At 58.9% G+C, this 22,739-nt stretch carries 20 protein-coding genes, 4 tRNA genes and 1 riboswitch; of the genes, 17 read left to right on the forward strand and 7 right to left on the reverse strand.

What is annotated here, in order from left to right:
• Nucleotides 1-113 precede the first annotated feature (113 nt).
• From aruF to astE, 6 genes are all read left to right on the forward strand, one after another.
• Nucleotides 114-1,145, forward strand: coding sequence for an arginine/ornithine succinyltransferase subunit alpha (aruF, locus tag BT119_RS04320; RefSeq protein ID WP_003369882.1), 1,032 nt, complete (start codon nucleotides 114-116; stop codon nucleotides 1,143-1,145).
• A gap of 63 nt (nucleotides 1,146-1,208) precedes the next feature.
• The gene (gene astA, locus BT119_RS04325; RefSeq protein ID WP_044309931.1) at nucleotides 1,209-2,234 is read left to right on the forward strand and encodes an arginine N-succinyltransferase; all 1,026 of its coding nucleotides are present in this window, start codon (nucleotides 1,209-1,211) and stop codon (nucleotides 2,232-2,234) included.
• Nucleotides 2,231-3,700, forward strand: a complete 1,470-nt coding sequence (gene astD / locus BT119_RS04330; protein WP_162490642.1) for a succinylglutamate-semialdehyde dehydrogenase — start codon at nucleotides 2,231-2,233, stop codon at nucleotides 3,698-3,700. The genes astA and astD overlap by 4 nt, the downstream gene beginning before the upstream one ends.
• Nucleotides 3,701-3,746: 46 nt before the next feature.
• Nucleotides 3,747-5,093 carry an N-succinylarginine dihydrolase gene (astB, locus tag BT119_RS04335; protein ID WP_003434576.1) on the forward strand — a complete coding sequence of 449 codons (1,347 nt, stop codon included), beginning with the start codon at nucleotides 3,747-3,749 and terminating at the stop codon, nucleotides 5,091-5,093.
• Nucleotides 5,094-5,154: 61 nt separating this feature from the next.
• Entirely contained in the window at nucleotides 5,155-5,442 is a 288-nt protein-coding gene (locus tag BT119_RS04340) for a hypothetical protein (protein ID WP_003314741.1), read from the forward strand.
• An 11-nt stretch (nucleotides 5,443-5,453) separates the two neighbouring features.
• Nucleotides 5,454-6,461, forward strand: a complete 1,008-nt coding sequence (astE, locus tag BT119_RS04345) for a succinylglutamate desuccinylase (protein WP_058397094.1) — start codon at nucleotides 5,454-5,456, stop codon at nucleotides 6,459-6,461.
• A 106-nt stretch (nucleotides 6,462-6,567) separates the two neighbouring features.
• On the opposite strand, the gene BT119_RS04350 is transcribed toward astE, so the two are convergent.
• On the reverse strand, nucleotides 6,568-7,080 hold the full coding sequence (locus BT119_RS04350) for a 6,7-dimethyl-8-ribityllumazine synthase (RefSeq protein ID WP_003369893.1): 513 nt from the start codon (nucleotides 7,078-7,080) through the stop codon (nucleotides 6,568-6,570).
• Nucleotides 7,081-7,206: 126 nt separating this feature from the next.
• A riboswitch (FMN riboswitch) is annotated at nucleotides 7,207-7,372 on the reverse strand.
• A gap of 212 nt (nucleotides 7,373-7,584) precedes the next feature.
• Between BT119_RS04350 and ltaE the strand changes: the two genes are divergently transcribed.
• From ltaE to BT119_RS04385, 7 genes are all read left to right on the forward strand, one after another.
• Entirely contained in the window at nucleotides 7,585-8,589 is a 1,005-nt protein-coding gene (gene ltaE / locus BT119_RS04355; RefSeq protein WP_058417443.1) for a low-specificity L-threonine aldolase, read from the forward strand.
• A gap of 144 nt (nucleotides 8,590-8,733) precedes the next feature.
• Nucleotides 8,734-11,358 carry an alanine--tRNA ligase gene (alaS, locus tag BT119_RS04360; protein ID WP_003434584.1) on the forward strand — a complete coding sequence of 875 codons (2,625 nt, stop codon included), beginning with the start codon at nucleotides 8,734-8,736 and terminating at the stop codon, nucleotides 11,356-11,358.
• Nucleotides 11,359-11,449: 91 nt separating this feature from the next.
• A complete protein-coding gene (locus tag BT119_RS04365) occupies nucleotides 11,450-12,682 on the forward strand; it encodes an aspartate kinase (RefSeq protein WP_003369901.1) in 1,233 nt (410 codons plus the stop codon).
• Nucleotides 12,683-12,852: 170 nt separating this feature from the next.
• A complete protein-coding gene (gene csrA / locus BT119_RS04370) occupies nucleotides 12,853-13,041 on the forward strand; it encodes a carbon storage regulator CsrA (protein ID WP_002554426.1) in 189 nt (62 codons plus the stop codon).
• Between the two features lie 62 nt (nucleotides 13,042-13,103).
• Nucleotides 13,104-13,194 (forward strand) — tRNA-Ser (locus BT119_RS04375).
• A gap of 109 nt (nucleotides 13,195-13,303) precedes the next feature.
• Nucleotides 13,304-13,380: transfer RNA gene (locus tag BT119_RS04380), tRNA-Arg, on the forward strand.
• 87 nt (nucleotides 13,381-13,467) lie between these two features.
• Nucleotides 13,468-13,544, forward strand: a tRNA-Arg gene (locus BT119_RS04385).
• A gap of 44 nt (nucleotides 13,545-13,588) precedes the next feature.
• On the opposite strand, the gene bamE is transcribed toward BT119_RS04385, so the two are convergent.
• Nucleotides 13,589-14,080: an outer membrane protein assembly factor BamE domain-containing protein gene (bamE, locus tag BT119_RS04390; protein ID WP_003369903.1), complete on the reverse strand. Its 492-nt coding sequence runs from the start codon at nucleotides 14,078-14,080 to the stop codon at nucleotides 13,589-13,591.
• Nucleotides 14,081-14,405: 325 nt separating this feature from the next.
• On the opposite strand from bamE, the gene mgtE reads away from it, so the two are divergent.
• Nucleotides 14,406-15,848 carry a magnesium transporter gene (gene mgtE / locus BT119_RS04395; RefSeq protein ID WP_072364876.1) on the forward strand — a complete coding sequence of 481 codons (1,443 nt, stop codon included), beginning with the start codon at nucleotides 14,406-14,408 and terminating at the stop codon, nucleotides 15,846-15,848.
• Between the two features lie 176 nt (nucleotides 15,849-16,024).
• On the opposite strand, the gene BT119_RS04400 is transcribed toward mgtE, so the two are convergent.
• The 3 genes from BT119_RS04400 to BT119_RS04410 form a co-directional block, all read right to left on the reverse strand.
• Nucleotides 16,025-16,351, reverse strand: coding sequence for an Arc family DNA-binding protein (locus BT119_RS04400; protein WP_002554423.1), 327 nt, complete (start codon nucleotides 16,349-16,351; stop codon nucleotides 16,025-16,027).
• A 429-nt stretch (nucleotides 16,352-16,780) separates the two neighbouring features.
• A complete protein-coding gene (locus BT119_RS04405) occupies nucleotides 16,781-16,966 on the reverse strand; it encodes a PA3371 family protein (protein ID WP_003369912.1) in 186 nt (61 codons plus the stop codon).
• A 36-nt stretch (nucleotides 16,967-17,002) separates the two neighbouring features.
• Entirely contained in the window at nucleotides 17,003-17,242 is a 240-nt protein-coding gene (locus BT119_RS04410) for a hypothetical protein (protein WP_003369913.1), read from the reverse strand.
• Between the two features lie 317 nt (nucleotides 17,243-17,559).
• Between BT119_RS04410 and BT119_RS04420 the strand changes: the two genes are divergently transcribed.
• Nucleotides 17,560-17,636, forward strand: a tRNA-Arg gene (locus BT119_RS04420).
• A gap of 12 nt (nucleotides 17,637-17,648) precedes the next feature.
• Here BT119_RS04420 and BT119_RS04425 read toward each other — a convergent pair.
• Nucleotides 17,649-20,060, reverse strand: a complete 2,412-nt coding sequence (locus tag BT119_RS04425; protein WP_054080884.1) for a DUF3772 domain-containing protein — start codon at nucleotides 20,058-20,060, stop codon at nucleotides 17,649-17,651.
• A 338-nt stretch (nucleotides 20,061-20,398) separates the two neighbouring features.
• Between BT119_RS04425 and BT119_RS04430 the strand changes: the two genes are divergently transcribed.
• Together BT119_RS04430 and BT119_RS04440 are read left to right on the forward strand one after the other, a co-directional pair.
• Complete coding sequence (locus tag BT119_RS04430) at nucleotides 20,399-21,100, forward strand: glutathione S-transferase family protein (protein WP_054080885.1); 702 nt, start codon at nucleotides 20,399-20,401, stop codon at nucleotides 21,098-21,100.
• Between the two features lie 212 nt (nucleotides 21,101-21,312).
• A complete protein-coding gene (locus BT119_RS04440; protein ID WP_072364881.1) occupies nucleotides 21,313-21,897 on the forward strand; it encodes a TetR/AcrR family transcriptional regulator in 585 nt (194 codons plus the stop codon).
• 19 nt (nucleotides 21,898-21,916) lie between these two features.
• On the opposite strand, the gene BT119_RS04445 is transcribed toward BT119_RS04440, so the two are convergent.
• On the reverse strand, nucleotides 21,917-22,729 hold the full coding sequence (locus BT119_RS04445) for an oxidoreductase (RefSeq protein ID WP_072364883.1): 813 nt from the start codon (nucleotides 22,727-22,729) through the stop codon (nucleotides 21,917-21,919).
• Nucleotides 22,730-22,739: the final 10 nt, after the last annotated feature.

Here is a 22,739-nt window from a genome sequence, read left to right on the forward strand (position 1 = left end):
GCCCGCCTGATGGCGGGTGCCGAACCTGTTTCCTGCGCCATGCGGCCTGACGCCGCGTGGTGCTCTTACTAGCGCCGGTCGTAAAGGCTGGTCGATCTACAAGGAGTGGCACCATGCTGGTAATGCGCCCTGCGCAAATGGCTGACCTGGCCGAGGTTCAACGCCTCGCTGCCGACAGCCCTATCGGTGTCACGTCCTTGCCCGACGATGCTGGCCGCCTGACCGACAAGATCGGCTCGTCGGAGGCTTCGTTTGCCGCCGAGGTCAGCTTCAACGGCGAAGAAACCTACTTCTTCGTGCTCGAAGACAGCGAAAGCGGCAAGCTGGTGGGCTGCTCGGGCATCGTGGCCTCGGCGGGCTATTCCGAGCCGTTCTACAGTTTCCGCAACGAAACCTTCGTGCATGCTTCCCGTGAGCTGAAGATCCATAACAAGATTCACGTGCTGTCGCAGTGTCATGACCTGACCGGCAACAGCCTGCTGACCAGTTTCTACGTAGTCCCGGAGCTGGTCGGCACGGCATGGTCGGAGCTCAATTCGCGCGGCCGTCTGCTGTTTGTCGCCAGTCACCCCGAGCGCTTTGCCGATTCGGTGGTGACCGAGATCGTCGGTTACAGCGATGAGCAGGGCGACTCACCATTCTGGGATGCCATCGGGCGCAACTTCTTCGATATCAATTACGCCGCTGCCGAACGCCTGTGCGGGCTGAAAAGCCGGACCTTCCTCGCCGAGCTGATGCCGCATTACCCGATCTACGTGCCATTGCTGCCTGACGCGGCGCAGGAGGCCATGGGTCAGGTGCATCCGCGTGCGCAGATCACCTTCGACATCCTGATGCGCGAAGGCTTTGAAACCGATCACTACATCGACATTTTCGACGGTGGACCGACGCTGCACGCGCGGGTATCCGGGATCCGTTCGATTGCCCAGAGCCGTCTGGTTCCGGTCAAGGTCGAGCCCGGGCAAACCAGCGATGTCGGCAAGGGCGGGCGTCTGTATCTGATCGCCAATGGCCTGTTGCAGGACTACCGCGCGGTGCTCCTGGAGCTGGACTGGGCGCCCGGCAGGCCAGTGGTGCTGAGCCTCCAGGCTGCCGATGCCCTGGGTGTTGGTGAAGGTGCCAGTGTGCGGATCGTCGCGGTCTGAACCGGACGTTCGATAGCTGATTAGCGAGTTTCAAGGCTCTTGATGAGCCGCTGAGGAGATAACATGATCGTTCGTCCTGTACGCAGCAGCGACCTGCCCGCGTTGATCGAGCTGGCGCGCAGCACCGGCGCCGGTCTGACGACCCTGCCCGCCAATGAGCAGCGTCTGGCGCACCGGGTAGGCTGGGCCGAAAAGACCTTTCGCGGCGAAGCCGAGCGCGGCGACGCCGATTACCTGTTCGTGCTGGAAGATGATGACGGCCGGGTGGTGGGCATTTCCGCCATCGCCGGAGCGGTCGGTCTGCGCGAGCCCTGGTACAACTACCGGGTTGGTCTGACCGTCAGTGCTTCACAGGAGCTGAACATCTACCGGGAAATTCCGACCCTGTTCCTGGCCAACGACCTGACCGGCAATTCCGAGCTGTGCTCGCTGTTCCTGCACAGCGATTCGCGCACCGGCCTCAACGGCCGCCTGCTGTCCAAGGCGCGCATGCTGTTCATCGCCGAATTCCCCAGGCTGTTCGGCAACAAGATCATTGCCGAAATGCGCGGCATGTCCGATGAGCAGGGCCGTTCGCCGTTCTGGGAAAGCCTGGGGCGGCACTTCTTCAAGATGGAATTCAGCCAGGCCGATTACCTGACCGGCGTGGGCAACAAGGCATTCATCGCCGAACTGATGCCCAAGTTTCCGTTGTACAGCTGCTTTCTTTCCGAAGACGCACGCAACGTGATTGGGCGGGTGCACGCCGACACCGAGCCTGCGCTGACCATGCTCAAGAGCGAGGGCTTTTCGTATCAGGGTTATGTCGACATCTTCGATGCCGGCCCGGCTATCGAGTGCGAGACCGGCAAGATTCGCGCAATCAAGGACAGCCAGGCGCTGGTGCTGGCCATCGGCACGCCCGGTGACGATGCTCCACAGTTCCTGATCTACAACCGCAAGCGTGAAGACTGCCGCGTGACCGTAGGCGCTGCGCGTTTTGCCGCTGGCACGCTGGTCGTCGCTCCGCAAACCGCCAGGCGGCTGCGCATGAGTGCCGGCGACAACGTACGCGCGGTGCCCTTGTCTGCGGCGCGGGAGGGCGTTTGATGAATAGCCTTTACATCGCAGGTGCCTGGCAGGAAGGGCAGGGTGAGCTGGTCAAGTCGCTGAACCCCATGACTCAGCAGGTGCTGTGGTCCGGGCGTGGTGCGAGCTCCGCGCAGGTCGAGCAAGCGGTGCAGGCGGCGCGTCAGGCATTTCCCGGCTGGGCGCTGCTGTCTCTGGATCAGCGCATCGCGGTACTGGAAGCCTTCGCTGCACGTCTCAAGCATCATGCCGACGCGCTGGCGCACTGCATCGGTGAAGAAACCGGCAAACCGTTGTGGGAGTCGGCGACCGAAGTGACCAGCATGGTCAACAAGATCGCCATCTCGGTGCAGAGCTATCGCGAACGAACCGGTGAAAAGAGCGGGCCACTGGGCGACGCCACTGCGGTACTGCGCCACAAGCCGCATGGCGTGGTCGCTGTGTTCGGCCCGTACAACTTTCCGGGGCATCTGCCCAACGGCCATATCGTCCCGGCCTTGCTGGCGGGCAACGTGGTGCTGTTCAAACCCAGCGAGCTGACACCGAAGGTCGCTGAGCTGACCGTCAACTGCTGGATCGAAGCCGGGCTGCCTGCCGGTGTCCTGAACCTGCTGCAGGGCGGTCGCGAAACCGGTATCGCGCTGGCGGCCAATCCGGGCATCGACGGCCTGTTCTTCACCGGGTCGAGCCGGACTGGCAATGCGCTGCACCAGCAGTTCGCCGGTCGGCCGGACAAGATTCTTGCGCTGGAAATGGGCGGTAACAATCCGTTGATCGTCGATCAGGTTCAGGACATCGATGCAGCGGTGTACACCATCATTCAGTCGGCCTTTATTTCCGCCGGCCAGCGCTGCACCTGTGCGCGTCGTTTGCTGGTGCCCGAAGGCGACTGGGGGGATGCCTTGCTGGCACGACTGGTTGGCGTCAGCGCGACTATCGAAGCCGGGGCGTTCGATCAACAGCCTGCGCCGTTCATGGGCTCGGTGATTTCGCTGGAGGCCGCACGTGCCTTGCTCGACGCGCAGCGCAAGCTGCTCGCCAACGGCGCGCTGACCCTGTTGGAAATGCGCCAGCCGCAGCCCGGCGCCGCGCTGCTGACACCGGGCATTATCGATGTCAGCGCGGTGCCGGATCGACCCGACGAAGAGCTGTTCGGCCCGCTGCTGCAGGTCATTCGCTACTCCGGTTTTGACGCCGCCATCGCCGAAGCTAACGCCACCCGTTATGGCCTGGCCGCAGGTTTGCTCTCGGACTCCGAAGCGCGTTATCAGCAGTTCTGGCTGCACAGCCGTGCCGGGATCGTCAACTGGAACAAGCCGTTGACCGGAGCCGCCAGCAGCGCTCCGTTCGGCGGGGTCGGTGCCTCGGGCAACCACCGCGCCAGCGCCTATTACGCGGCCGATTATTGCGCCTATCCGGTGGCTTCGCTGGAGGCGGACAGCCTGACGCTGCCTGCGACACTGACCCCCGGTATCAGGCTGAGCTGACAGTGCGCACGATTGCTTATAAAAACAGATCCACGGAGCCTTGCCGATGAAGTCCTGTGAAGTGAATTTTGACGGTCTGGTCGGGCCAACCCACAACTACGGCGGGTTGTCCTACGGTAACGTTGCCTCCCAGAGTAACAGCCAGCAAAGCGCTAACCCGCGTGAGGCGGCGCTGCAAGGCCTGGCAAAAATGAAGGCGCTGATGGACCTGGGTTTTACCCAAGGCGTGCTGGCACCGCAGGAACGTCCTGATGTGTCCGGCCTGCGCCGTCTGGGCTTCACCGGCAGCGATGAGCAGGTGATTGAAAAGGCGGCCCGTCAGGACATGCCGCTGCTGGTCGCCAGTTGCTCGGCATCCAGCATGTGGGTGGCCAACGCGGCCACGGTCAGCCCCAGTGCCGACACTGCCGATCGGCGCGTGCATTTCACGGCGGCCAACCTCAACTGCAAATACCACCGCAGCATCGAGCATCCGACCACCACTCGCGTGCTGGGCGCCATGTTCGCCGATGCAAAGCATTTCGCTCATCACCCTGCGTTACCGGCTGTCGCGCAGTTCGGTGATGAGGGCGCTGCCAACCACACCCGTTTCTGTCGTGATTACGGCGAGGCTGGGGTCGAGTTTTTCGTGTTCGGTCGCAGTGCGTTCGACACGCGCTACCCGGCGCCGCAGAAGTACCCGGCCCGTCAGACCCTGGAGGCGTCACGCGCCGTTGCGCGGCTGCACGGTCTGAGCGAGGCCGGCGTGGTCTATAGTCAGCAGAACCCGGCGGTCATTGATCAGGGTGTGTTCCATAACGATGTGATTGCGGTCGGCAACGGTGAGGTCTTGTTCTATCACCAGGACGCATTCCTCAATACCGAGCCGATGCTCGATGAGCTGCGCGACAAACTCAGTCGTGTCGGCGGGCAGTTGCGGGCTATTTGCGTACCGCGTGCCGAGGTCTCGGTTCAGGATGCCGTGCGCTCCTATCTGTTCAATAGCCAGCTGTTGTCGCGGGCCGATGGCTCGATGCTGCTGATCGTGCCGCAGGAATGCCAGGCTAATGCGAGCGTCTGGGCTTACCTGCAACGGCTGATTGCCGATGACAGCCCGGTTGCCGAGGTCAAGGTGTTCGACCTCAAGCAAAGCATGCAGAACGGCGGAGGTCCGGCCTGTCTGCGCTTGCGTGTGGCACTCAATGACACCGAGCTGGCGGCGGTGAATCCGGGGGTGATCATGACCGCGCCGTTATACGAAACGTTGACGCAGTGGGTCGACAGGCACTACCGGGACCGCATGAGTGAAAGCGATCTGGCCGATCCCCGATTGCTCAACGAATGTCGCACGGCATTGGATGAACTGACGCAAATCCTTAAACTGGGCGCGGTTTATCCGTTTCAACTGAATTGAAGCACCCTGCGCGTCGGGCAATTGTCCTGCGCACTATTTCATTTATAGAGAGCATTCCTACATGAGCGACGCCCTGCAACTGATCCTTGAAGACACTGATGGCACCCAGCTGGAAACGTCCTGCACCCGCGTTGCCGTCATCTGGCAGGGCAAGGAATTGTGGATTCAGCAGGATGGCCGTGGCCAGTTGCTGATCGGCGTTGACGTCGAAGAAGACGACGCCGAATACGCCAACCTGCTGCTGCGTCCGCTGGCGACCAACCTGGTCAGCCTGCAACTGGAAATGGAGCCAGCCGACATGGGTGTCGAGGAAGACGGTCACGTTCACGGCCCTGACTGCAACCACTAAGGAAGCGCGCCATGCTCGCCCTCGGCAAACTGCTTGAACTGACCCTGGCTGGACGTGAGCCAGCGGAGAAGACTCAACTGACCGTCGAAGGCGTGCGCATGCGCTGGATGGGCGAGGGCGCGCTGGAAGTCCGCCCGCCAGAAGTTCGTGACAATGGCACCGATCTGCTGCTGTCTGCCGGTATCCATGGCAACGAGACGGCACCCATCGAGCTGCTGGATGAACTGATCCGCAGCATCGCGCGCGGCGACCTGAAACCGCGCGCACGTATTCTGTTCCTGTTCGGCAATCCCGACGCCATGCGACGCGGGACGCGTTTTGTCGAGCAGGATGTCAATCGGCTGTTCAATGGCCGGCACGAGCAAAGTGGTGGCGCCGAGGCCTTGCGCGCTTGCGAGCTGGAGCGACTGGCAGCCACTTTCTTCAGCCTGCCGGACCGCTACCGCCTGCATTACGACCTGCACACGGCCATTCGTGGCTCGACGATCGAGCAATTCGCGCTGTACCCGTGGAAGGAAGGACGTAATCATTCGCGGCTTGAACTGGCCCGGCTGCGGGCTGCGGGTATGAGTGCGGTGTTGCTGCAAAACAAGCCGTCCATTGTGTTCAGCGCCTACACCTACGATCAGTTGGGTGCCGAGGCCTTCACTCTGGAACTGGGCAAGGCGCGGCCGTTCGGGCAGAACCAGGAGGTCAATCTTGGGCCACTGCGCTTGTGTCTCGAGCAGCTCATCGAGGGCACCGAGCCCGAGCGGGATGACGATCTTGAAGGGTTGCAGCTGTTCAGCGTGGCGCGGGAAGTGATCAAGCGTACCGATGCGTTCACGTTCAACCTGGCCGATGACGTCGAGAACTTCTCGCCGCTGGAAAAAGGCTACGTGCTGGCCGAAGACGCGGGTGGTTCACGCTGGTTAGTGGAAGAGGAGGGCGCGAGGATCATCTTCCCCAACCCCAGGGTCAAAAACGGCCTGCGGGCGGGGATTCTGATCGTACCCACTGATGCGGATAGTCTCGGCTGATCGCCAGGCACTTTCAAGACCGGACGCAGAGCGTCCAGAACGGCATTCCCACGCTGAAGCGTGAGGAACGATAGGTGTCCGGGAGAACACCTACCGATGCTTCGTCTTAGCAGGCCGCTTTCTGCTGTGCATCCAGACGGCGCAGACTGCGTACCTTGTTCAGGGTGTCAGCGCAGGTCTTGGCCGCTTCTTCGCCCTTGTGCACGAAGTGATCGAAGAAGAACTTCTGATGCTCTTCGCCTGCATGGAAGTGATGCGGTGTCAGGACCACGGAGAACACCGGTACTTCGGTTTCCAGTTGGACCTGCATCAATGCGCTGACCACTGACTGCGCGACGAATTCGTGACGATAGATGCCTCCGTCCACTACCAGTGCGGCGCCGACGATGCCAGCGTAGCGGCCGGTATTGGCCAGCAGTTTTGCATGCAGCGGGATTTCAAAGGCGCCGCCCACTTCAAAGATGTCGATATCGCTTTCGGCATAGCCCTGATTGGCCATCTCGGCGATAAACCCTTTACGGCTCTGGTCGACGATATCCTTGTGCCAGCAGGCCTGGATGAACGCGACACGCTCGTTTGCGTGGCTTTTGCTTTTGCTGTCGATTGCAGTTGGTTGCACGTGTTCTGACTCCTGTTTATGGAAAAAACAGGGCATTTGGATCGAAAGGGATTCAAGCTGCGTAGGAAAGCCTCCTGAACGATGTCGTTCATGGATAGGTTTTACAGACGTTCTTGCTGACACCAATCCCGCTCTCTCTTCATCCGGACTATGACCGTCGGCCCCGGAATCACACCGGGTCTGCTGACCTTGCAGATAGCAGCCAAAGCCGCGATCCCCAAGCGCTCGCGGGCTAGACGCATTGCGCATCATTACCGCCGGTGGGGAATTGCACCCCGCCCTGAGAACGTTGCCGTCACTTTACGTGGCCGGCGCGAGATTTTTATCATAGTTCGCTGGATCATGCATGGACACTTTCGTACGGTACACCTACCTTTTTCTTATAAGGGCACGGAGTATCGAGAGCGGCGGTGCTTGATTATCATGTACCGCGGCCTCAGTAATGCCTTGTTGCAAGCCAAAGGTTGCATGCATTATCGATCTTCAACTTCAGGGAGCTTTTTCGTGACTGTCATCGATCTGCGCAGCGACACAGTGACTCTGCCTACGGCCGGCATGCTCGATGCCATGGCACGTGCGCCCGTTGGCGATGACGTCTACGGTGAGGACCCTACGGTCAATCTGCTCGAAGCAACGCTCGCCAGGCGTCTCGGGTTCGACGCCGCGCTGTTCGTGCCGTCGGGCACCATGAGCAATCTGCTGGCGCTGATGGCGCACTGTGAACGCGGCGATGAGTACATCGTCGGCCAGCAGGCCCACACCTATAAGTACGAAGGTGGCGGTGCGGCAGTGCTGGGCTCCATTCAGCCGCAGCCACTGGAGGTACAGGCCGACGGTTCTCTGGACCTGCAGCAGGTGCTCGACGCCATCAAACCCGATGACTTTCACTTCGCCCGCACGCGCCTGCTGGCTCTGGAAAACACCATGCAGGGCAAAGTGCTGCCCTTGGACTACCTGGCTGCCGCGCGTACCCTGACCCTGGAAAAGGGGCTCGCTCTCCACCTGGACGGCGCACGGCTGTACAACGCTTCGGTCAGGCTGGGTGTCGATGTTCGCGAGATTACCCGGCACTTCGATTCTGTTTCGGTCTGCCTCTCCAAGGGGCTGGGCGCGCCGATCGGCTCGGTGCTCTGCGGTTCGCACCCGTTGATCGCCAAGGCCCGCCGCTTGCGCAAGATGCTGGGCGGTGGCATGCGTCAGGCTGGAGGGCTGGCTGCGGCAGGGCTCTACGCGCTGGATCATCAGGTCGAGCGGTTGGCGGATGACCATGCCAACGCGGCGTTTCTGGCTGAAGGCCTGAGCGGGCTCGGCTACGCTGTCGAGCCGGTACAGACCAATATGGTCTATGTGCCGATCGGCGAGCGCGCGGCATCGCTCAAGGCGTTCTGCGCCGAGCGGGGCATCGTACTCACGGCCGCACCGCGGCTGCGTATGGTGACCCACATGAACGTGTCGCGCGCTCAGATCGAACAGGTCATCGCCGCATTCGCAGCCTTTGAACACTCATGACATGCCGATAATCCAGTTACTTGTTTCTATCGCACAAACACACTGTACCGAGGGCGCAACGCCTATATAATGCGGCCCTTTGCCGTCGCTACGTCATTTGACGTTTTGCACTTGCCTCTGGCCGCAGTCTCCGTGGAAGAACCTATGAAAAGCGCAGAAATCCGTGAAGCCTTCCTTGGCTTCTTCGAAGAGCAAGGCCACACTCGTGTCGCTTCAAGCTCCTTGATTCCGGGCAACGACCCAACCCTGCTGTTCACCAACGCAGGCATGAACCAGTTCAAGGATTGCTTCCTGGGCCAGGAAAAGCGCGCCTACACCCGCGCCGTTACCAGTCAGAAATGCGTGCGTGCCGGTGGCAAGCACAACGACCTGGAAAACGTCGGCTATACCGCCCGTCACCATACTTTTTTCGAGATGCTGGGCAACTTCAGCTTCGGTGACTATTTCAAGCGTGATGCCATCACCTACGCCTGGACGTTCCTGACCTCCGAAAAATGGCTCAACCTGCCCAAGGAAAAACTCTGGGTCACGGTGTACGCCACTGACGATGAAGCCTATGACATCTGGACCAAGGAGATCGGCGTGCCAGCCGAGCGCATGGTTCGCATTGGCGACAACAAAGGCGCACCGTACGCCTCCGATAACTTCTGGACCATGGGCGATACCGGCCCGTGCGGTCCTTGCAGCGAGATTTTCTTCGACCACGGCCCGGAAATCTGGGGTGGCCCGCCAGGCTCGCCGGAAGAAGACGGCGACCGTTACATCGAAATCTGGAACAACGTATTCATGCAGTTCAACCGGACTGCAGATGGTGTGCTGCACCCGCTGCCAGCGCCTTCGGTCGATACCGGCATGGGCCTGGAGCGTGTCAGTGCGGTTCTGCAGCACGTGCACTCCAACTACGAAATCGATCTGTTCCAGAGCCTGCTGGCTGCGTCTGCCAAGGCCATTGGTTGCAGCAATGACAACCAGGCTTCGCTGAAGGTCGTGGCTGACCACATTCGCTCGTGCGGCTTCCTGATCGCCGACGGCGTGCTGCCGTCCAATGAAGGTCGCGGTTATGTGCTGCGCCGCATCATTCGTCGCGCCTGCCGTCACGGCAACAAGCTGGGTGCCAAGGGCAGCTTCTTCTACCAGATCGTTGCCGCGCTGGTTGCCGAGATGGGGTCTGCGTTCCCTGAGCTGGTGCAGCAGCAGTCGCACATCGAACGCGTACTCAAAGGCGAAGAAGAGCAGTTCGCCAAGACCCTCGAGCAAGGTCTGAAAATTCTCGAACAGGATCTGGCCGACCTCAAAGGCACCGTGGTTCCGGGCGAAGTGGTGTTCAAGCTGTACGATACCTATGGCTTCCCGATGGACCTGACAGGCGACATCGCCCGTGAGCGTAATCTGACCCTGGACGAAGCAGGCTTCGAGCGTGAAATGGACGCCCAGCGCGTGCGCGCCCGTTCGGCCAGTTCGTTCGGCATGGATTACAACAGCCTGGTCAAGGTCGATGTGGCCACCCAGTTCACCGGTTACTCGGCGACCACTGGCAGCGCCAGCGTCGTGGCCCTCTATAAGGAAGGCCAGTCGGTTTCTCACCTGAATGAAGGTGAAGAGGGCGTGGTAATTCTCGACGTCACTCCGTTCTACGCCGAGTCGGGCGGTCAGATCGGTGACAGTGGTTTCCTGCAGGCCGGTGACGCGCGCTTTGACGTCAGTGATACCACCAAGACCGGCGGCGCCTTCCTGCACCACGGCGTTGTGGCGTCCGGCAGCCTGAGCGTTGGCGCGCAGGTTGAAACACAAGTGGCTGATGAAGTTCGCGATGCAACCAAATTGAACCATTCGGCCACTCACTTGCTGCATGCCGCATTGCGTCAGGTGCTGGGTGAGCACGTTCAGCAGAAAGGCTCGCTGGTCGACAGTCAGCGTCTGCGCTTCGACTTCAGCCACTTCGAAGCGATCAAGGCCGAGCAACTGCGCGCGCTGGAAGATATCGTCAACGCCGAGATTCGCAAGAACACCGAGGTCATGACCGAAGAAACCGATATCGACACGGCGAAGAAGAAGGGCGCCATGGCGCTGTTCGGCGAGAAGTACGGCGACAGCGTTCGCGTACTGAGCATGGGCGGCGAGTTTTCCGTCGAGCTGTGTGGTGGCATTCACGCCAGCCGCACCGGTGACATCGCGCTGTTCAAGATCGTCAGTGAAGGCGGTGTCGCAGCAGGCGTGCGCCGTATCGAGGCCGTCACCGGCGCTGCGGCCCTGGCCTGGCTGAATTCGGCCGAAGATCAACTCAAGGAAGCCGCGACGCTGGTCAAAGGCAATCGCGACAACCTGCTGGACAAGCTGACGGCGGTGATTGAACGCAACCGTCTGCTGGAAAAACAACTGGAACAACTGCAAGCCAAGGCAGCCAGTGCCGCCGGTGACGACCTGTCATCAGCTGCGCTGGATGTCAAAGGGGTCAAGGTTCTGGCCACGCGCCTGGATGGTCAGGACGGCAAGGCGTTGTTGGCGCTTGTCGATCAGTTGAAGAACAAGCTCGGCCGCGCAGTGATCCTGCTCGGCAGTGTTCATGAGGACAAGGTTGTCTTGGTCGCAGGCGTGACCAAGGACCTGACTGGCCAACTCAAAGCCGGTGATTTGATGAAGCAGGCAGCTGCCGCCGTAGGTGGTAAAGGTGGTGGCCGTCCTGATATGGCTCAAGGCGGTGGTGTCGATGCCGGTGCGCTGGATTCAGCGCTGGCACTGGCCGTTCCTTTTGTAGAGCAGGGTATCTGAGTCGGGTCAGCAGGCCTGCCGCACACCGGCAGGCCTTACTTGGACTCGAATGTTAATGGGTGCTCTTAACGGGATTTGAGGCGGCTTTGAGATGGCTTTAATCGTACAGAAATTTGGCGGCACCTCCGTGGGCTCTGTAGAGCGCATCGAGCAGGTGGCCGACAAGGTCAAGAAATTCCGTGAGGCGGGTGACGACCTGGTGGTCGTGCTGTCGGCCATGAGCGGTGAAACCAATCGTCTGATCGAGCTGGCCAGGCAGATCAGTGATCAGCCAGTTCCCCGTGAGCTGGATGTCATTGTCTCCACGGGCGAGCAGGTGACCATCGCGCTGCTGGCGATGGCCTTGATGAAGCGTGGCGTTCCGGCGGTGTCCTACACCGGCAATCAGGTGCGTATTCTCACCGACAGCGCGCACAACAAGGCGCGCATCCTGCAGATCGACGACCAGAAGATCCGCTCCGACCTGAAAGCGGGTCGTGTGGTGGTGGTCGCCGGTTTCCAGGGTGTCGACGAACACGGCAACATCACGACCCTCGGGCGTGGTGGCTCGGACACGACCGGTGTTGCCCTGGCGGCGGCGCTGAAAGCGGACGAGTGCCAGATCTACACCGACGTCGATGGCGTCTACACCACTGATCCGCGCGTCGTGTCGCAGGCCCAGCGCCTCGACAAGATCACCTTTGAAGAGATGCTGGAAATGGCCAGCCTCGGTTCCAAGGTGCTGCAGATCCGTGCGGTCGAATTCGCCGGCAAATACAATGTCCCGCTGCGCGTTCTGCACAGCTTCAAAGAGGGGCCGGGCACCCTTATTACAATCGATGAAGAGGAATCCATGGAACAGCCGATCATTTCCGGCATCGCCTTCAACCGCGATGAAGCCAAGCTGACCATCCGTGGTGTGCCAGACACCCCCGGCGTGGCGTTCAAGATTCTCGGCCCGATCAGCGCGGCCAATATCGAAGTGGACATGATCGTGCAGAACGTCTCGCACGATAACACCACCGATTTCACCTTCACGATCCATCGCAACGACTATCAGGCGGCCTTGCAGGTGCTTGAGGCTACCGCGCGTGAAATCAGCGCGCGTGAGGTTTCCGGCGATACCAAGATCGCCAAGGTGTCCATCGTCGGCGTTGGTATGCGCTCGCATGCCGGCGTTGCCAGTCGTATGTTCGAAGCGCTGGCCAAGGAGAGCATCAATATCCAGATGATCTCCACATCGGAAATCAAGGTTTCCGTGGTCATCGAAGAGAAATACCTGGAGTTGGCTGTGCGCGCACTGCACACGGCCTTTGAGCTGGATGCTCCGCGGCAGGGCGAATGACCCTGTCATCGAAGGGCGCGGCGTGACCGCGTCTTTCGGGTGCTGCGCAGAAGGGCTTTTGTTTTCTTTGCGTTAGTCGATATACAGGTAGTGGTTATGGCGTTTTGCTACTGTCACTGCCTATAGGTTTGCAGACTGTTGTCCCTGAATAAAGGCGTAAGGAGAAAAGTATGCTGATTCTGACTCGTCGGTGCGCGGAAAGCCTGATCATTGGAGATGGTGAGATCACCGTCACCGTGCTCGGAGTGAAGGGTAATCAGGTGCGTATTGGTGTCAATGCGCCCAAGGAAGTCGCGGTTCATCGTGAAGAGATTTACCTGCGTATCAAGAAAGAGAAGGACGAAGAACCAAGCCATTAATTTTTATTGAATTTTTGGTTTGCAAACGGGGAAAAGGGTGGTTATTATACGCCCCGTGTTGCGGAGAGCTGGCCGAGTGGCCGAAGGCGCTCCCCTGCTAAGGGAGTACACCTCAAAAGGGTGTCGGGGGTTCGAATCCCCCGTTCTCCGCCATTATTTATGTAGTGCGTAAGATTGGGCTTGATCTGTAAGTTGTTGAATTTACTAGAAAAAGTGCTTGACTAAACAATTTTACGACCTATAATGCGCGGCACCAACACATGCACTCGTAGCTCAGCTGGATAGAGTACTCGGCTACGAACCGAGCGGTCACAGGTTCGAATCCTGTCGAGTGCACCATTTAAAGTTGTTTGAAGTGTTGTAAGTAATTACAAGGTTTCCGATAACTGGCTCCAACCAGAGGTGATCTGGTCTAAAAACACCAATGCACTCGTAGCTCAGCTGGATAGAGTACTCGGCTACGAACCGAGCGGTCACAGGTTCGAATCCTGTCGAGTGCACCATACAAACGAAAAGCCCACATCGAAAGATGTGGGCTTTTTGCTTTCTAGCGTTTTCCTTTAACGCATCCGTTCTCGTCAAATGTCACCTTATTGCTGCGGCCTTTTTTCTGGTTGTACACGTAATGCAATTCTCCATTGCGGTTAGTAACTTTGTCGGGGCGTCCCAGCAGGCTCTCGACATCACGCTGCGTCATACCGGGAGGGGTGCGCTGGTTGATGATCGCAGCCCGGCGCTGTTCGGCGCTCAAGCGGTTTCCACAGCCATCATCGCGTGTGCCGACCACGACCAGTGTCTGATCTGCCGGTTTTCCACGCGCGGTTTGCGCAGTGTTGGCGGGCGGCATCACATCGATACGGGTTCCCGGTGGTGCGTTGAAGGCTCTCTGCAGGCGGGTACTGTGCCCATCCGGGCAGCCGAGGGTGGTAAACGTAATCTTTCCGGATGCATCCTCGCAGCGATGAACGTTGCTGGCGGTTGCAGCGGCAGGAAGGCAGAGCAGGGCGCTCCACAGCAGCAGATGATTTTCAGGTCGCATGCTCAAGGTCCTCCGTGACAGGTGTCGGCAAAGGCTAACTGCGGTCTTTGAAAGGGGCGAGCGTGTTTTATTGGCTGAATGTGACGTCGAACCCTGGCTGGCTTACGGAGTTGTGCAGGTTTGCGCTGCAAACGGTTGTTATGAGCTGAATTTTCTCGCGTGCGCTTCGCTCAAAGCGGTGTATCATTGCGCCCGTCAGCTCCGCCGGGGCTTGTGGAACACCTCCATGGACATACCCAGTCGTTACTCGATAATGTTTTTCAACAATCATGAATTAACTGATTGATCTCCCGGCGTGCTCCGCTGCTGGGAGTGGAGTTCGCCTATGACCGAAAGAGAAGTAAAAAAAACGCAGGAAAGCTTGCAGGATCGCCTGGCTCAGGTTGTCGATCTGCTGCAGCGCCAGCGTATTGTTGAAGACCTGACCCACCGTCAGGAAGGTCAGCATCAGGACCGTGTAGAAAACCTGGTTCACCGGCAGAACCTCGTCGAGTTGCAACGCAAGCTCGAAGACCTTCACTCTGCCGACGTCGCCTATATCCTTGAAGCCTTGCCCCTGGAAGACCGCCTGACCGTCTGGCAGCTGGTCAAGGCCGAGCGCGACGGCGACATTCTTCTTGAAGTATCCGATTCCGTTCGTGAAACCCTGATCGCCGACATGGACGATCATGAGTTGCTCGCGGCGGCACGGGACATGGACGCCGACGAACTGGCCGACCTTGCTCCCGAGTTGCCCCGCGACGTCGTTCACGAGCTCATGGAAACACTGGATTCACAGCAGCGTGAGCGCGTGCGGTCGGCCTTGTCCTATGACGAGGATCAGGTCGGTGCGCTGATGGACTTCGAGATGGTGACGATCCGTGAGGATGTCAGCCTTGAAGTCGTGCTGCGCTACCTGCGCAGGCTCAAAGAGCTGCCTGGTCACACCGACAAACTGTTCGTAGTCGATTCCGAGGGTGTGCTCAAGGGCGTGCTGCCGATCAAGCGTCTGCTGGTCAATGATCCGGAGAAGCAGGTCGGCGAAGTCATGGCCAACGATCCGGTCAGCTTTCACCCTGAAGACGATGCCTACGATGCGGCACAGGCGTTTGAGCGTTATGACCTTATCTCCACGCCGGTCGTGGACAAGAACGGCAAGCTGATCGGCCGTCTGACCATCGATGAAATGGTCGACCTGATCCGTGAGGAAAGCGAGAGCGAAGTCCTCAACATGGCGGGTCTGCGTGAAGAAGAAGACATCTTCGCGTCGGTATGGCGTTCGCTGCGCAACCGCTGGTCCTGGCTGGCAGTCAACCTGGTAACCGCGTTTCTGGCCTCGCGTGTGATCGGCCTGTTCGAAGGCTCCATCGAGAAGTTGGTGGCGCTCGCTGCGCTGATGCCTATCGTGGCCGGGATTGGTGGCAACTCCGGTAACCAGACCATCACCATGATCGTCCGCGCGATGGCGCTGGATCAGGTCAATACCGGTAATACGGCGCGATTGCTGCGCAAGGAGCTGGCTGTCGGCTTGATAAATGGTCTGATCTGGGGGGGTGTGATCGGCATGGTCGCCTACTTCCTGTATGACAGCTGGTCGCTGGGTGTGGTCATGACCGCAGCCATGACGCTCAACCTGTTGCTGGCAGCGCTGATGGGTGTTTCCATTCCTATGGCGCTTGCACGTTTGGGGCGAGATCCCGCGATGGGGGCGAGCGTCATGATTACGGCGATGACCGACAGCGGCGGCTTCTTCATCTTTCTCGGGCTGGCGACGATCTTTCTGCTCTAAGGCTCGCGACGGCTAGAGTCTATTGAAATAAAAAAACCGCCATGATCAGGCGGTTTTTTTATGCTTCCGCCAAGTCTTCAGGTCGCTGTGTAACGCAATAAGCCGACGACTAATAAAGAAAAAGGCTACAACGAAAAAGGCCAGCTTTCGCTGGCCTTTGTCTGTTACGTCAAATCTCAGGACTCTTCGGAAGCGAGTTCCGTGTCATGAGCAATCAGCGAAACAAGAGCGTTCTGTTGACGATGTGAAAGCTGACGAAAGCGCTGCAGCAGCTCGCGTTCGTGCAAGGACAGCTCAGGACTATCGAGGCGCAGGCTTGGTTCATCACCAAGAGCACCTTCCTGAATCAGGCTTTGTTCGAGACGAGCGATGATTTCCGAGTTCATGCTGCGGTGATGATTCTTGGCTACCTCTTGCACGCGATTACGCATGCCGTCTGGTAGGCGAACGACGAACTTGTCAGCCGTGCGGCTGGAATAAGTAGCCTGTTTCATAGGGCTCATATATTTAACCGGTTAGTTCAGGGGAAGCGGTTCTAGCAAGTGGCCGCAAGATTGTCACAGTCAGACAATCATTTTGGCCAAATGTTCAACCGGGGTTCCAAGGGGCCGACATCATGCCGTATTACGTCGAATCCTTGGCGTCAATTCTGTGACAAATATTGACTCAGGTAGCGGCGTATTGCCAGCACCAATTATCAGAAATGCGAGCGAATTTGCAAACTCATCACATTTGTCCCCGGATAAAAGGGCACGCCATTGAGCTTTTTTGCTGTCATGGCCATTTGACTCTGAGTATGCGTCTAAATTCAGCGTGACCGAGGTTAGCCGACAAAGGGTTGGCTGCGGTGCAGGAAGGTTCTTTCGGAGGAGGGGAGATTCTGGATGCGAACGGTCAGACGACCGGGCAAATTACCGCAGGTAGCTTCGCTGTCAGCGAAGCACCGGGTCGAATTTGAAGCGGCGACCGACGAACAACGCAACCACAAAGAGACTGGCGAACACGCCTGCGGCGATGTTTGCAGCGATACTCATGGCCTGTGCATTAACAGGAAGCAAAAGGTCGGCGACGACAGCCATGATCGCCAGGACCAGAAATGACAACGCGGATTTTGACATGGCTACTCTCTCTTGGAAGGGTCGTTGCGGGCGTTATCAGAAAACCCAGCGCTGTTCAGCGCGTGGAAACTGAAGTGACTCATCATCGTCATTGGCCAGCACCGCTGCGCTCGCAACGCGTTCGGTCATGATTGCCAGCTTTGGCGCCTGACTGATCTGGTGGTGGACAGGAGCAGGCGTGATGGCCTGAGCGTCCTTGATACCAGAATCCTGGAAATGAAATGCTACCAGAGCCACCAGAGCTGCCGCATTCAACACTGAGAGAGTCTTGTTCATTTTCCAGTACCTGTGCCCGACCGTTTGGGATGAGATGTGTTCCACAGATATCAATAATGCAGTCTGCATGCCAATCGGAAAATGATAAAAAGTCCTTTAAAATCAATTACTTATTAAATTAAAAAAAGTGCTCTACAGTGCGTTTTGCAATGATGGCTTTTTGGGGGATTGCAAATTGCATGATCGGTTTATCAGGCCGTGTTTTCAGGCGACATCGGCTACAGGTTCGAAGGACAATGACGACATGACAAAAGCGCCACATGCCGCTAAGATGCACGCCGTCCTCGCTGGCACCGATCGGTGTGTCGGCACGCAGTGTCTCAGTAGCTCAATTGGATAGAGCATCCCCCTCCTAAGGGGAAGGTTGCAGGTTCGAACCCCGCCTGGGACACCACACAAACAAGCATCACTGACTCTCCTCAGCCGCCGCCTCCTTCCCAGCCCCCTCATTAATCAACACCATGCTCTGCGGTGCAGACAGCGCTACACCCAATTCCCTCAGACGCCCCAAGACCGTAAACAACAGATCACTCCGTGCGCCACCCACCGAGCGTGGGCTGTTCACGTAGCCGCTGGCGCTGATGATCAAGCCGGTATTGGTCAGGTCCTTGAAGGTGACTGAAGGCGCTGGTGCATCGAGTATCGCTTCGTGTTCGGTGAAAGCCTGTAACAGCAGTTCGCGTATTTGCAGAACGTCTGTTTCCAGGGGCAGGGTAAGGGTGATTCCGACCACGCCCAGCGCATTGCCCATGGTCACGTTGCGGACGTTCTGCGTGATGAACTGCGAGTTCGGCACGATCACTGTCGAGCGGTCGCCCATCTGGATTTCGGTCGCGCGGACGTTGATCCGGCGAATATCGCCTTCGACCCCCGCCAGGCTTACCCAGTCGCCGACTTTGACCGGGCGCTCGGTCAGCAGAATCAGGCCGGAGATGAAGTTCTGCACAATGGCCTGCAGGCCGAAACCTATCCCCACCGACAGCGCACTGACCACCCAGGTCAGGTTGGTGAGGCTGATGTTGAGTGTGGACATCACCACGGCCACCACCAGCACAAAGCCGATGTAACCGATCAGGGTCACCAGCGAGGCCTGCATGCCTGCGTCCATGTTGGTTTCGGGCAGCAGGCGTTCTCCAAACCACTCCTTGAGTACCCGCACACTCAGCAGGCCGACGACCAGGCATACCAATGCCACCAGAATGTCGCTGGGGACGATGTTTAGGTTACCCATGGATTTGGACGTGACATCCAGCTGAGTAAAGCTGGCGAGCAGGTCGCCCGGGCTCGACCCTGAAGGCATGAACGCCAGCAGTACAGCGGTGAGCAGCAGCAAGGTACGGCCTATGCCGGCCAGTACGGTACTTGCCTGCGCCTGATGGCGAGTGGACAAGCCCAGCGCTGAGCCCAGCGCCAGGCCGCCAGGTTGTTTGGGCGACAGGAGGGTTTCGCAGATGTCACCGAAGCAGGCGATCAGCAGGTATGCAGTGGACGCCACCACGCTGATCCAGAGCAGTTTCACTGCCAGAAAGTAAGCCAGCGTCAGGTAGCCGCTCAACAACGCCAGCAAACTCAGGCCGACCCACACCGCAACGATAAACGGAATCAGCCCGGCGAAGCCTGCCGGCCGCTCTAGTTCAAAGCGGCGGCGGGTACGGCGGTAGCGCAACAGGGCGTAGAAGAACACCAGCGAAACCGCCAGTGCCGTCAGGCCATTGACCGCAACGGTCAGTGCCAGGCTGCTGGCAATCACACTGTTGATTCGTTCCTGCGTGCCGATGACCATCAGTGCCAGCGCCAGGGCAGGGGGGAAGCGGCCCAGTGCGGTGGCAATCTGGTCAGGAATTTGCGGCAGGCGCCACGAGGCATGTGCCAGCATCAACAGCGCGCGGCCCAGACCGACGATGAAGGCGCAGAAGGTAATCAGCGTCTGCACCTGATCGAGCAGATTGACCACGTCGTTGCTGAGCACCGCGTTGTGGACGATTCCCCAGCGCAGCAAGGAAGTGGCAATGGTGATGGTGAGAATGGTCGACAGCCCGACCGCCAGGGCCAGGGCGCTGCGGCGCAGGCGGCCTTCGGGCAGCCAGCGAATCATCGCCCAGATCAGCAGGCGCTCCAGCAGGCGCCGGACAACCACCCAGATGAACAACGCGCCCAGCACCACGCTGATGAATTGCACACGGTTGTCCGGTGCCATCGCGTTGTTGAGTACTTGGCGCACGTCCACCAGAAGCCTGTTCAGGCGTCCCAGGTCGTCATCGGTCGGGCGAATCAGCGTGGACCAGAATGCCGAACTGAGCGGGCTCGCCGTGCGCGTGCTGATCTGTGAATCGAAGAGGCTGCGGCGCAGGTTGAATATCTGCGTCGCCAGATCCCGGGCTGACTGGCTCAGCTCATTGGTCTGACGTTCATCATTGACCAGCGCGTTTTTCTGCGCGGTCAACGTCTTGCGCTGACTGGTCAGGCTTTGCGCTTCGTCCGGCTGCACCGGCCCGAGAATGTTGAGCTGATCATTCAGGTGTTCGATATCGACAGCCTGCTGAGCAATCAGATTGTCGGCTTGTTTCTGGACCTGCAAAGCCGCCTGGCGCAGGCTTGAAAGCAGGTCGTCGTTGGCGCTGACCGTCACTTTCTGACGGATCTGATCGAGCTGTTGGCTCAGATCATCCAGGCTCGGGGCATCCACGGCAGGGGTCGCGCTGCTGGCGCTATCGGCCTGGGGGGCGGGAGCATTCTGGGCCAGGGCCGGCAAGGTCACGCAGAGCAAAAGCAAGGCGAGCAACCCGGTACGAAAACGGTTCAGCGAAGCGTGCTGCATTCTTTTTCCTTCTTTCTCTGCGCTATGCGGCCTGGCGAGGCCTGTGGTTCGAGCCCGAGTTTTGTACGGTTTTGAGCGGCATTCACTGGCCGCCCGAGATCGGCGCACAGGATATCAAGGCGTTCACGTTTGAGCGCTGTCAATGCGGGCCAATCCATGCCTGAAGGCTGCATTTTCAGCAGAATCTTCTCCGATTGCCAGGCTTGCGGATCAGCCGAGTGGATACTACTGGCCTAACAAGTGTTAGGTAAACGTTGACTCAGAACAAAAGTACCGCTACGGTGTGGATACCTAACGATAGTTAGGTAGGTGTTTTACCCTACCTCACAGGCCTGACCATGACCTCTAAATTGCGACTTTTCACCTCTCCTTCGGCTTTTCCGAATCCTCAACGCCTGCGTTTGTTCATCCACGAAAAAGGCATTGCCGATCAGTTCGAAGAAACCATTTATGACATGACGCCGGGTGGAGAGCAGCGTGGCTGGCGTCATCTGAACATGAACCCGTGGGGTGAAACACCGACCCTGGAACTGGCAGACGGCAGCTTCATATCCGAGACGGCCGCTATCGCTCGCTATCTGGATCAGTCTTATCCGGGCCGCAAGATCATGGGCGAGGGCGCTCTGGAGCAGGGCCTCGATAGCATGTGGGACAACCGCATCTGGGTGCATATCCTCTATCGGATCGTTACGGCCTTTCACGTGCTGCACACCGGACTCGGTTTCAAGCTTGAACTGACCAAGAACGAAGCATGGGGCGAGCACTGCCGCAAAGAAGCGCTGAGCCACGCGGCATTGGTCAATCGTCATTTGTCCGATGGTCGCGAATGGCTGCTGGGCGGCGATGCGCCAACGTTCGCGGACATCACGCTTGCAACTGCTATTGCCTTCTCCAAGTTTCCGGTCAACGCCACGCCATTGGATGAGCGTTTCGAGTTTCTGGACCTGTACTGGCAGCGCTGGCAGAAACGTCCGGCTTTTCAGGCGGCCTATGCTGATCGCAGCAGCGGTATTCCCGAGCTGGACTCGCCGGCCGAGTGATTGAGCTGTTTTTACGCTCACCTTATCGCCGGGAACGTCATGCGGGATGTTCCCGGCGATAGCCGTTTCAGCTTGTGAGAAACCGACGATGGCCGTTCAGCAGCGTATGGCTGCTGCCATGCGCCACACCGTCTTTCTACCTAACAAAAGGCAGGTTTTTGAATTAGCATGTGCCGGTCTCCAGAAACGCGTCCGAAGTACAAGGCACTACGATGACCATCAACGCCCGTGAGGCGATCCTGCTTGCTGCGAGAAATATCGCCCAGTCCCAGGGCTACAACGGCCTGAACTTTCGCGATCTGGCCGCCCAGGTCGGAATCAAGCCGGCCAGTATTTACTACCACTTCCCCAGCAAGGCTGATCTGGGTGTCGCTGTTGCCAGGCGATACTGGCAGGACGGTGCCGCTGCACTTGAGACGATCGCCGAAGAAACCCCCGATCCCAGCGAAGCATTACAGCGCTTTCCGGAGATCTTCCGGCGCTCGCTGGAGGTTGAAAACCGCCTTTGCCTGGGCACTTTCGTCGGCGCTGAAACCGACAACCTGCCGCCGGAGATGACTGAAGAAATGCAGCTATTCGCCCAGGTCAACATTGCCTGGCTGAGCAAGCTTCTGGTGGCAGCGAACATTTGCACGCCTGCGGACAGCGAGGTGCGGGCGCAGGCCATTTTTTCCGCTGTGGCGGGCGCTCAACTGGTCGCCAGAAGCAGGTCGGACATAGCCCTTTTTGACACGTTGATCGACACCTATCGCGCCTGCGGGCCATTGCCGAGCCAAGTCAGTATGGGAAGGCGCTGATACGTCCAGACCATGGCATCTATACCGGCAAGCGAAACTGCTTGCGCAAGCTTTTATCGAACGCTCCGGCAGGCGCGAAGCGCCGTAGCAGGCTGATTTGTCGGGCGGCCTTGCCGGCGGTGTATCGATGCCGTGGGCGAACATCGCTCGCCGCTTTCAGTACCACCGCTGCGACAACCTCGGGCAGGTCGGCTGTCGGCATCACATCGGCGAGCAACGCACGGACACCCGCTCGCGCCTGATCATACTCCGGCAACCGTGAGTCCGGCTCGATGCCGTTTTGATCGAAGACGGTGCGTACGAATGCCGGCTCAATGACCGAAACCCGGACGTCGAAGGCGCGAATTTCGTGATCGAGCGATTCCGAATAGCCTTCCAGAGCATGTTTGACCGCCGAATAATGAGCCGAGTAGGGCGCGGGTATCAGCCCCAGAACCGATCCGATATTGATAATGCGTCCCCGACCTTGTTGGCGCATCGACGGCAGTACTGCGCTGGTCATGCGCATGACGCCAAACAGATTGACGTCGAACAGTGCCTGCACTTGCGGGATCGAGAACTCCTCGGCCCCGCCCAGCATACCGATGCCGGCATTGTTGACGAGCAGGTCGATACGCCCGGTTTTCGCAAGCACGGTGGCAACGAGCGCGCGGACAGAGTCGTCATTCGTGACATCGCAGGTCAGCATGGAGACCTGTGCATAACTGTCACCAATTTTGCGGCTTGTGCCAAACACGGTATACCCCGCGCGCGCCAGCGCCTCTGCGGTGGCACGACCGATGCCCGATGAGGCACCCGTGACGATGGCGGTTCTTTCGGAAGAGGTGTCCATTTGATACTCC

Origin of the sequence: Pseudomonas sp. NFACC10-1 (assembly GCF_900119195.1) — a bacterium.
Classification (GTDB): domain Bacteria; phylum Pseudomonadota; class Gammaproteobacteria; order Pseudomonadales; family Pseudomonadaceae; genus Aquipseudomonas; species Aquipseudomonas cerasi.